Annotated in this window: 1 protein-coding gene; it reads left to right on the top strand. The window is 40.7% G+C overall.

Annotation, left to right across the window (positions count from 1 at the left end; genetic code table 11):
* Nucleotides 1-338 precede the first annotated feature (338 nt).
* Nucleotides 339-12,812 (top strand): GEVED domain-containing protein, encoded by a 12,474-nt coding sequence (locus SKA34_RS06895; protein ID WP_157044456.1) that lies wholly within the window; start codon nucleotides 339-341, stop codon nucleotides 12,810-12,812.
* Nucleotides 12,813-12,871 lie beyond the last annotated feature (59 nt).

The following is a 12,871-nucleotide window of genomic DNA, read 5'->3' as shown; positions in this document are numbered from 1 at the left end:
CTTTAGTACATGGTGGTAATAGTGCCTGTGGCCTGCCTGGTGAATCGTCAAATAATCAAAGGAATAGTGTTTGGGGTAATTATGGCGGTGAGAAGTGTTCAACAAGTGCCAATCCATATGGCCGAGGCTGGGGTTATTTAACCCGTTGTTCTGAGGGTGATACTGGTAATAATTGTCAAGGAACAACGAGCCATGTTGGTGACTGGTATATATTACAAAATCAATACTTACCTAGCGGTGATGTCTTTAAAGCTGGAGAAACTTATACTTTACGCTTACATGTGAATGTTTGGCATAGCCCTATATCTCAATTTAGAGCTGTTATTAATGGACAAACATTGAGTCCAAATGAAGCACTAACAGCTAGTGGCGATCAAATATTAACCTTTACATATAACCCGTCTGCTGATGGTCCGCTGACTTCATTATCATTAAGGAATGTATCTGGAGGTAATAGTGGTCAAGGTAATGATTGGGGATTCTGTGGTGTTGAATTACTGAATCAAACATTACATCAGCAGCAGCAATCTGGTGTTGTTGAAGGAAATCATTTGGATATTGATTCAGATGATGATGGTATTCCGGACAATATAGAGGCTCAAACTTCAGAAGATTATATTTTACCAAACGTAAACAGTTTTGCTCAATATATTGCTAATAACGGCCTAAATACAGCTTACTTAACAACAAGTGATCAAGGTAAGGAAGGCTTAACACCGGTTAATACAGATGAATCATTACCTTTAAATACAGATTCAACGCCTGATTATGTTGATGACGACTCTGATGGTGATGGTGTTTCAGACATCAGCGAAAACGGTCCTAACCATCCAAACTCTATTACTAGTACCACAGATACTGATGGTGATGGCTTATTAGATATATTTGATTCTATAGACGATTCGTCTGTTAATGGTTCATCACCGGGTCAATGGTCACCAACGGATGAAGTTACAGCTGATACAGTGGCTCATTTAAAAACAATCTTCGGTGATAGTGATAATGATGCTGTAGACGGCGCTATAGAACCTATTCAGAAAGATATCGACTTCAGAGACATGTCACCATCAAGTACTCCTCCTGCTGGTACATTTTCAGTTGATGGTACTATTTTTGAAGACATAACCGGTGATGGTGTTTTCTATGATGGTGATGTGGTTTTTAATGATAATACGGGTGATCAACGTGCTTTATCAAATGTGATAGTGACGCTGTACCTTGATGATGGCGATAACTTGCCTAGTAGTAGCGATACATTTGTAAAAACAGTGACAACAGACGCAAATGGCTATTATGAATTTACAGACCTCGCAACTGGTGTGTATTGGGTTGCCCCTGATGCACCTACCGTCTCAAGTAATGGTAGCACTGGACTCGTTGCAGATCAGACATTCGGTATGGCATCTCAATTTCAGATACCTCAAGCATGGGGAATTCAATCATACTGTGCTGATGGTAGCGGCGGTAGTATATTATCTTCTGATACTACCCATTTTAACGATGCCTGCTACGGGGGTAAATCGGCAACGGCTGCAGATGATAAAACTGATGCAGGAACGCGAGAACACGTTACAGGCTTCTTACTTAATGCGCAAATACAAGAACTTGGAAATTTAAGTTTTGGGTTTAGCTTCAATGTTGTTGTCAACACAGAAAGTAGCGGCACGGGTTCTTATGAGCAGTTCTTACAAAATGCTAATGCTTACAGTGGCTCGAATGTTATGCGTTTCGTTCCAGCAGTTTCGCCTAATCGTGCAACGTGGTGGGAAACGTCAACGTCGGATGTAGCATCGTTTACTGCGTTAACTGACAGCGATACCACGATCGATGGTAACGCTTATGATTACAAGGACGGTAACACCGATCGGAATGAAGATGCATCGTTATTAGGCCCAGTGACATCTGTTGGTGCTGATTGGAATACTCGTTCAATTTCACAGGTTGATACACCTGACTTTGCAATCAATCATCGTCGTAATAACAGCTGTGGCCGCAGTTTCTACGCTCAAGTTAGTGCTGAATCTAAGAGTTGGAGTGGGTGTGCTGCAATAGAAACAGTATCAAATGTACACAACATTACAGTCCAGAATTTGGGTGTGTACTCTGACGATAGTGATGGTACTGTTTCCGGTCCTGCTTTCTTTGCCAGTGATTCTATCACTAACTTTGATTTCAATAATAACGTCATAGGGGTATTACCTACAGGTGTAGAGACTAATAATCAGTTATACCGCGGGGTAATCATTAATAATGGTATTAATTGGAGCAATGAAATTGATTACGATGGTTCTGGACGAATTGACAGTAACTATTTAGCCAATACTTGGGATACTGCCATTATTATTTGGTATATCACCGGCCCACTAGATCCTCGTGATAAGTTTGTTATTTCAGATAATTATATTATTGATGTTGATGGCTCTGGTATTGTGCTTGATCGCGGTACGAACGCAACCACTATTGAAGGTAACTATATTGATAACGCTAAATTTGCAGGTATCGATAATGCTTCAGGAGCGTCTCAACTTGATATTCTTCAAAACACGGTAACTAATACTCAAGGTTTCTATGAGCAATCAAATACAGCTTATGATAATGCACATGTATCAGCATGGTCTCCACACTCAGGGATCAGTTTGAGCTACGGTTCAAGCATTGTTGCTGAGTTTAATAAAGCAATAAATGGTGCTGCGGGTGTTAATGGTATTGATCATGTTAGTGGTCTTGGCCGTGGTATTAAAATTAGTAAAAATCAATTTGGTAATAACGGTGGTATAGCAATTGATATTGGTGAAGGTCCAGATGGTATTGATACAACTCCCCATGTATATGAAACAGCCACTAACCGTCGTTGTTATTTATCAACCTATCATGGTTCACCAACAGTTACGGGTCCAGCGTTACCATTAATTGAAAAAGCAGAATTGAGTGGTAATACCTTAACCGTTGAAGGTCAGCATTGTAACGGTGCATTTGTTAGCGAAAATAGTTATGAAATTCAGTTCTATATTGTTAGTGGTGATTCAAGCGATATTAGTACTGCTAGTAATACCCAATATCCAAAGGGAGGATTCTCTTTTGATACAAATTTAGGTAATGAAATTACCGGATTAATGTACGGTGAGGGTGTTACCTATCTTGGCAGTCTAACGCAACAAACTAATGGTACTTTCACCGGCACAATTAACGTAAGTGGTTTATCAGTTGGTGATACGATTGGTGCGATTAGCTTCTCTGATCACGCACCAGGAACAGGTGCTGTACCGGGTCAAACTTCTGAATTCTCGGCGAGCTTCATTGTAAGCTCTGGTGATCTTGATTTCGGTGATGCGCCTGATGACGGAGATAGTAGTAGCGGTAATGATTATTTAACTACGTTAGCTACTGGTGGTCCTTCTCATGAGGTTCCAATTACAGGTGCAACGGTATATATAGGTACGACTGCACCGGATACCGATGATGGTACCCTTCAAAATAGTGATGCAACAGCTGATGACAATAATGAAGTATCTTCTGGTGTTAATGATGAAGATGCGTTTGCTACGCCTGTTCAAATCCAAACTAACTCATCAGGGTATAGTAAGGAAATTGCCTGTAACGGTGATGGTGCTAACGTTTACGCTTGGATAGATATAAATAATGATGGCGTATTTGAATCAACCGAATCGGCACAAGCTGCAACCTGTTCTGATAGCGGTAGTGGTGATGGAAGCGTTACGCTGTCATGGTCTGGTTGGAGTCCTTTAAGTACTGGTAACACCTTTATGCGTGTGCGAATAACCACAGATACGCTCACAGATTCAAACACCAGTGATGCACTCGATAGCCGTTCAATTGGTGCAGCAAGTGATGGTGAAGTAGAAGATCATCAAGTAACGATTGCTGATTGTGTTACTACCTTATCGACTGATATGGGTAACGCTGTAAATCCAACTAATGGTTTATCAGGTGGTCGTTATCCAAAAGAAACCTACCGCCCTTATGGTCTAGAAATTTATGAGGCGCATATAGGGGGTAACTACGGCTTTAGAGAAAATGCTGCAGTGACAAATGACACGGGTGCCGGTGCATCTTTCTGGGTTGGTGATCGGGCGCTATCTATTGATTTAGTTAATAGCGATGGCAGTAAGCGTACCGCCAATGCTGTGGGTATTGTACCGGATCAAGCCGGAGATGGCGCCACGGTTCTGACGGTTATTGCCTTTGATATTAATAATAATCAAATCGGATCTAAAACGATAACTGAGGCAAACACCCATAATAATAATAATATCAATCCTGCATTGATAATTACGACTGCTGATACTGGCGGTGTACCAATTCATCGTATCGCATACGATAATGATCGAAATTCAGCTTCTGTTGATGCTGTTATTGGTGCATTTATTGAAGATTGTTATGTTAATTTATTAGATTATGGTGACGCACCAGACTCTAGTGTTGGTATGGATAACCAAGATTATCGTACTTCGCTAGCAGATAGTGGCCCTAGCCATACAGCATCTTTAGATTTGTTTATTGGCTCTAATGAAACGGATTCGGAAGCAGATGCATTGGGCGTCGATCAATTACTTGCGAACGGTGATGATCTTGATGCTAATAATGATGAAGACGGGATTACTCAAATCGAGTTGGTAAATACGGCTTCTGAATACAGTATGCCTATAGAAGTCACTAATACTTTAGGCTCTGATGCATATTTATATGCGTGGGTTGATTGGGATAATAATGGTCGATTTGATGCTGATGAAGCTGTATCTGACATGCCATTAACAGTTAGTAATGGTGATACATTAGCAAGACTAACTTGGAGCACCTTACCGTCGCTGTCGTCTGGCGATACCTATTATGTACGTGCCCGTATATCTGATGTTCTTCTATCTGGCAGCCCTTCTGGTAGTGATGAAGATCCTCGTTCATATGGTGCATCGAGTGTAGGTGAAGTGGAAGACCATCTATTAACAGTCGTAACTTCTTCAACTCCAATTAATTCTGTATGTATGACCGATGTCTTTGAGAATTCAATGACAAAATATATGCATTGGACGGGTAACAATGGCAGTTACAACAATCAGTTCACATCTACATCTTGGTCATCAAATTTAATTCGTAAAGATGGTCCAACTGTGGGTCGTATTCAAGTTTCTTACAGTGCAGATGAAAACGTAAATCAAAGCCAGACAGGTTTCAGCGGGTTTGGTGTTTACCGTACCGATGCCGATCAGATAAGAGAGGTTGCTGGTTATAAGACTTGGATTGATAACGTCTCTGATGGTCAAGTCGAAGTGACTTATGAATTCCTACCTGCGGCTGGTTATGAAGATACGACTGTTTCAATTGAATTTGATAACTTCCATTCGAGTGCCTATTGGAATGATGAAACTACGGTAAGGTTCAGCGGTATCTTTGGTCAGGGGCGCACATATTTACGTGCACCTAACTACAATGTCATGATTGATTATGACCCAGGTGGTGTTGTTATAGAACCAGGGAAAACGTATACCGTTCAAGAGCTAAGACAAGAACACGTAGACAGCCCAAATGGTCTAGCTTATCCAGTATTTACTTTAAGTGCAGGGCAAACTCTAACTGTTAAGGTGGCTAATATGCCGCCAAGTACGCAGACTAACTGGTTGATTCCTAATGCGCATTTTGATGTAAGTGAGTGTGCGAAGCAACGCGATTTTGGTGATGCTCCGGATGCCAGCACTAGCTCTGATGGTCAAGGAAATTACACTACAATCAACGGTCCGACACATGAAATTCCGTCAAGTGGATCAACTGTTTATCTAGGTAGTACAGCACCGGATGCTGATGATGGCGCATTTGGTACTGGTACAGAATTAACTTCTCAATTAGTTACCATAAAAGTAACAACAGCGGCCGCGTCAACAGGTGGTGGTAACCGTTTCTACTTTGATGGTATAGAAAATCCAGATCTATTTCTTGCTGCTGGTACATATCGCTTCGATGTGAGTGCAGTACCTGCATCTCATATCCTTAAATTCTCTACAACAGCAGACGGCACCTTTAATGGTGGAAGCGAATACACAACAGGTTTAACAGAAGGAGCCGATTATATAGATGTTGTTGTGGATTCAAATACTGAAAGTAACTTGTATTACTACTGTGCAAATCATGCTGGTATGGCTGGTAGCGCTAATATTTCAGTGGATGCAAGTCATGCATTATTCGCAACAGGTGACGATGTTACGAATACAGATGATGAGGACGGTGCAAACACGTTACACCACGGACTTCGCCTGGGAGAAAGCCAGTTTGTATTACCCGTTGATGTGACAGTTAATAGTGGTACCGCATACCTATACGCATGGGTTGACTGGAACCAAGATGGTGTATTTGCAACGAGTGAACTACAAGAAAGTCAAACCACAACGTCTTCTAATGTAGATTTAACATTCCCAATACCAGCTAATACAACGTCAGGAACCGCTGCTGTCCGTTTACGTGTATTTAATAGCGCACAAGCTGAGTCTGGTAACGATTCATTGGGTAATGATACACGTGCAACAAGCACAAACATTGAAGATGGTGAGGTAGAAGATTACGCATTAGTAATGTTTGATGGCCTACTAATTACGGGTTATGTCTTTGATGATGACGGTGGTACAAATGGTACATCAACCAATGGCGTTAAAGATGGTGATGAGCTAGGTATTCAAGCTGTTTACGTAACGCTTTACAATGAAACAGATAAAGTTTGTACCTCGGTATTAACCGGTGATGGAACCGTTGATGTAAATGGTGACAGTGTCATTGATGATGCCGATAAGGGGTATTTTGAATTTATTGGTACAAAAGATAAAACATATATCCTTTATGAAACTTATGGTGCGACGCCACCACTAGATTGTAGTGTTAACCCTCCGAGTTCTGGAACTATTGACCCTATAACAGGCCTTGCTGTTGGCCGAGTGATAGGTGATCCACCAGAGCACGTTTCTGTCACGCCGAATACTCACAACATTGGAGTGTTAACATCGAGTGTTCATCATGACTTTGCCGATAAACTTTATGAAGACCCTTATGATACTTGTGATACCAATGCATATTTAGCGAAAAATACACCTTCTGAACTGTATCAACTTAATCTAGTGACGGTAACGGAAACGGAGCTAGGCTCTGCGTCGTCAAGGGTGTACAACGCGATTGGTTATAGTATTTCTCAGAACTTAATTTGGGGTGTTTATGGTAAGAATGAAAGTGGTCGGGGATCTAATGTCGTAGCATTAAACCGTAATAATGAAGAAGTCATACACTTTAATATTCCTGAATTAAACGGTATTGGATTCGCGTCTGGTGATGTAACAGATGATGATATTTTGATAATCATCTCAGACAGTGGCGATGGCCGTAGGATGTACTTTATTGATGTTGATGTTAATTCAACGACTTACGGTCAATATCTAGGACGTTCACAATCACTTACTTCCCTAGTAAGTAATGGGTTAGGTGATATTGCTATTCATCCATTAAATACTAACACTGCTTGGGGGATATCGGGTGGTAAGAAGCTCTTCCGCATTGATTTTGTTGCAGATAAGTCTACATCTACTTATACCGCTTCGGTAACGAATATCGGACAAACTTCAATTGATTTGGCGGGTTCTAGTGCTGTTGGAGCGTTCTACTTTGATAATCTAGGCTTTGCTTATGCGTCGGTTAATAGTGATGGAAAACTATGGCGTTTAGATTTATCTGATATTACTGCTCAATCTTCAGTACTTTTAGACGCGATCTTAAATGGTCAAGGTGTCACAGCTAATAACAACGATGGTGCACGCTGTCGTTATGCACCAGTACCAACAGATTATGGTGATGCACCAATTTTACTTGATACTGATAATACGACCAATCTTTACCCTGTATCATTAGTAGACAATGGCCCTCGTCACCAAACTGATATCGGTTTACCTTATATTGGTACTGAAAGTCCTGATAATGAAAATGATGGTACATCGAGTGAGTTGGCTGATTTTGATGATACAAATGGTATAACGCCTGATGATGAAGATGGCTTCTCACAGCCTGTCATTGATGGTGAACTTGCTGAAAATGATACGGTAACGGTAACGGTTCCAATGGTTGTTGATGGAGGTTTCACCAATAAACTCTATGGTTGGATTGATTTTAATAGCGTGAATGGACTAGAGCTTGCTGAACGCGCAGAAGCAACTGTAACTGCGTCTGGCGATGTTGATCTTATCTTTACCGTGCCTGCGGGTGTTGTCCTTCAAGATACGTTAATTCGTTTGCGTACGTGTTCAGAGAATACTGACTGTAGCTCGCCAACAGGATCGGCTGGTGATGGTGAGGTTGAAGATCATATTATCTCGTTGAAACCTGTCGGAGATTTAGAACTCGAACTTCGTTTAGACCCTGGTGAAAATGTAACGCAAGGTATTCCATTTAATCTTGTAGTTAAAGTTGTTAATCAAGAAATACCTGGACGTACCCATGTCGTTGCTCCTAATACGAAAGTACGTTTCTTGATTCCTGCTGGTTATCGATTTGTACGCGCATATGAAGGTGATGGTGTCACGTTACTACCAGATGCTAAATATATCCATAATGCAGCACCGGGTGAAAGTATCCTCGATCTAGGTACCATTCCTATTGGATTCGATGATTTTGCGACAATCCGTTTAGTTCCAATTGATCCAATGTCTGATACTACGATCAAAGGTGAAATATACCAGTCTTCAATTCTGGATATTGATTCTACTCCTAATAGTGACTTTGATGGTGATGAAGATGATAGAGATTCAGTTGTCCCTATCATTAATAATACAATCCAGCCGGGTATCTGTTTATCACCAAGAGCGGTTGAGCGAGGTGATGCTTTCCTTGATATTTCTACTGGTGAATATGTCGTAACTCCAAATCAAGGTGGTATGAAAGGTTTCCTTTGGAGCTATGACTTTATTGACCTAAGTAAACCTCAGTATATGGAGCTTGCGGTATACCTTGGTGATCGATCTCAAAATTCGGGTCACCCTGGTGCAGGTGAAGCAGGTGCTGATGGTATGACCTTTATCTTATCTAATGATCCGAAAGGTATTTTTGCTCAAGGTAATACTGGCGCATACATGGGCGTTGATGGTGTGGGTAATGCAAACGTACTTAACTATCCAAATGATCGTATATCTCCTTCATTAGTGGTTGAGTTTGACACGTACGATAACTCTTTCATGGGAGCCCAGGATGATTTAGGTTCCGGTACAACGAATAATTATATTGACCATACTGGTGTTTACTTAAATGGCGATTTATATACGCCTAATCCGGCAAACCACTTAATTCCGGCCAAATCGATTAACGGTGGTGAGTTAGAAGACGGTAAATACCACCTTGCTCAATTTATCTGGGATCCGAATACACAACTATTTACTTACTTCTTTGATGGTGAGGAAGTCGGCCAATTTACCCATGACCTTGTTGCATCTTTAGGTTCTAACTTTGTGCGCTTCGGTTTTACCGGTTCTACCGGTGCAGCTTGGAACCTACAAAAAGGGTGTTTCACTGCGGCTCCAAATGTATTAGGTACTGACTTAGGTGATGCACCTGATACTAATCAGATTGACTTAAATAATTTGTCGGGCCCAACAACAGACGAAACTGGACCTGGAAATTACACCACCTTGTATGTCAATGATGGTGCAATGCACGTACAAGCTGATACCGATGATAATGGGTTCATTGATATTCGTTTAGGTGACCAGTGGGATAGCGATTCAGGTGAATTGCAAGATATTACAGCTACCGCTGATGATACTGACAATAAGCCTGATGAAGATGGTGTTGATGTACCTGCAATAGCGACAGTAGGTCAAGACTTGAATATCAAAGCTAACATTACGATTGAAAGTGGCCGTACAGGGGTTGGTAGCCAGTTATTTGGTTGGATTGATTGGAACCAAAATGGTGTTTGGGAAACCAGTGAACAGGTAATTAATCAACCATCAGCGGCTGAAGGGGAAAATGCATTTAGTGTATCAGTACCAAGTACCGCTGCAGTTGGTTACACCTATCTACGTGTTCGTGTATGTAGTGACGTGGGTTGTAATAGTCCTACGGGGTTAGCTTATGATGGTGAAGTAGAAGATTATCGTATCTTTGTCTCTGATCTGATTGGTAACAACACATGTGATGTCGTCGTTCAGACGCAAAAACCGCTCACTGGTGGTGAAATCTATAGTTATCACGATATTAACTTAACCTCAAACCCTGTCTCTTTCACTACGATCACTGATCCTATTGCGATAAGTGGTTATGCAAGTGGTGATGCTGAACAAATCAATGCAATTGGTTTTGATCGTACACTTGGTGTGATGTTTGGTACATTCGTAAATAAATCTGTTGCGGATAGAGATCATCATTTATTTGTCACTGACCGTGAAGGGACTAACTTCATCGATTTAGGCCGCATTACCGCAGCCGAAGATACGAGCATGACCCGTTTAAGTACTGGTGAATCTATTGACTTCACAGCAGGTGATGCTTTGAAAGTCAGAAATTACCCTAGTGTACAAAATATCGGTAGTGCAACATCCGGTGATGTCAGTAAAGATGGCAAATATCTAGTGATTTGGCGTAACGATTGGGATTCATTAGTCAAAATTAACCTATCTACGCTGACCTTTACCGCCACGCTGATTCAAGATCTGCCTGCGATGGGATGGTCTAGTGGTAATAAGATCGATATTGGTGCTGACCTTGCGATTAGTCAGCAAGATGGCAAAGCTTATTTTGTTGACTTCGTTAACGATAAACTTGTGAAAATTGATATTGACTCTGGTGCGGTTGAAACAATGACGCTTAACTATCGTGGTGGCGTATCACCAGAAGTCAATGATGCTGACAAGTTACAACCGGGTGGATTACTGATTGATAATGGTATTAATCTTTATGCTATTACCAATGGCGGTAATCACGATAAAGGTAACAACGGTAGCATTGATTTACTGAATAAATCTGTCATTTATCAGATTAATGTTATTACGGGTGAAACGACATTCGTTATTGAAACAACAGCAGATGTTATTCAAGGCAATGATGTTGCTGGGTGTCTAGAAGCCATTGATTATGGTGATGCGGAATCTGGATATGCAGAAGTTGGGCATCGATACGTAGATAGTGCACTTGATGGTAGCAGTGACATGATGATGGGGACTACTTGGGATGCGGATATGGCACAAATCTTTAGTGCTGCCGCGAACAGTGATGATATATCAGGTATTGATGATGAAGATGTTGTGATCCCTGAGTTTATCACGGTTGGTAAACAGGTTGATTTAAGTGTTCCAATTGTTGCTTCATCTGGTGGCTTTATAAACGTTTGGGTTGATATCAACAATGATACGGCATTCAGCTCACAGGAGCACTTAATACAAGGTCAAGCGGTTTCCACTGGCACTGAAACGGTAAGCTTTACGCTAGATTCTGCGCTTGCTGACTCCTATAGCGGTGAAACTGTTATTCGACTTCGCTTATGTTCTGTAGATAGCCTCTGTAATACACCTTCTGGTATTGCTGCTGATGGTGAAGTTGAAGATCATCTATTTACATTACTTAATAATATTATTCTAAGAGGTTATGTATTCGAAGATAATGGTGCAGACCTTGCGGGTGAATCACTTGCCACTGCTCACGATGGTAAAAAAGATGGAAAAGAGAAAGGTATTAGTAAATACACTGTAAATGTTATTTTGACTGACAGTGATGATACAGGTCTATCGCTTTCTACTGGTGATGTTATTACACGTACCATTACAAATGGCTCTGGATTATACGAAGTTGTTATTCCTGCGGCATTTAGTGGAAAAGAAATAATGCTAGATGTTGTCAAACAAGCGAGTTGGATTGATATCAGTGAGTCATTTGATACTTCTGGTCCAGGTACTGTGACTTTAGGTAATGTGACAGATAGCCAATTACTCATCAGTGCTAATGCTGGTGATATTGTTACTGATTTGAACTTTGGTAAAGTGAAACCGCCTCGCATGGAACCTGATAATTTTACTGAGGCTGAACCTGATAAATCCGTATTCTTTATCCATAAATTTACGTCTCATACACAAGGTGATGTGATGTTTAGTGTTGTTGATAAAAAGTCTGAGCCAGAGAATACGTCATGGCAAACGGTTCTTTATCATGACGTTAACTGTAATGGCTTAGTGGATGGTTCTCCATTAGAAGGACAATTAACAACAGCACCAATTTCAGTAAATGTAGATAATGAAATATGTCTAATCAGTAACGTTTTTGTACCGTCAGACGCACCTTTAAATGCGCAGTATGATTACCGTATTGAAGCCGTAATGGATTTTGCTGACGATGCCAATATCGGCCATGGTATTGTTGGATATAGTGTGAGTGATAAAGACACTATACGTGCAACATTCTCTGGTGCGGGTGATTTACAGCTAGATAAATCTGTTCAAAATGTAACGACCTGTTTAACTGATACAAGTAGTTGTCCTGTTTCTCCAGGTACCTCTTCTGGCGGTAACCCTGGTGATATTATTGAATATGTAATTAGCTTTACTAATACAGGTTCAGGTCCAATAAAAGAAGTCACTATTTATGACAATGTGCCACCATACACACTACTAAGCACTCAAATTATCTGTGAAATGAGCCTGATACCATCAAGTATTACTAGTTGTAATGTTGATACACCTACTGGCGTAAATAGTGCTGGCTATGACGGTGAAATTAAATGGATACTGAATGGTGAATTAGCTCCAGGTGATTCTGGTAGTGTTTCTTACAGAGTTAAAATTAACTAATAATTAGATAAAGAATTTTAGTTAATTGCATTGCAGAATAAAAAAGTAATTATAACTTC

The sequence above is a fragment of the Photobacterium sp. SKA34 genome (assembly GCF_000153325.1).
Taxonomy (GTDB): Bacteria; Pseudomonadota; Gammaproteobacteria; order Enterobacterales; family Vibrionaceae; genus Photobacterium.
Note: the sequence above shows the minus strand (reverse complement) of the source record. Positions and strands in the feature narration are given on the sequence as shown.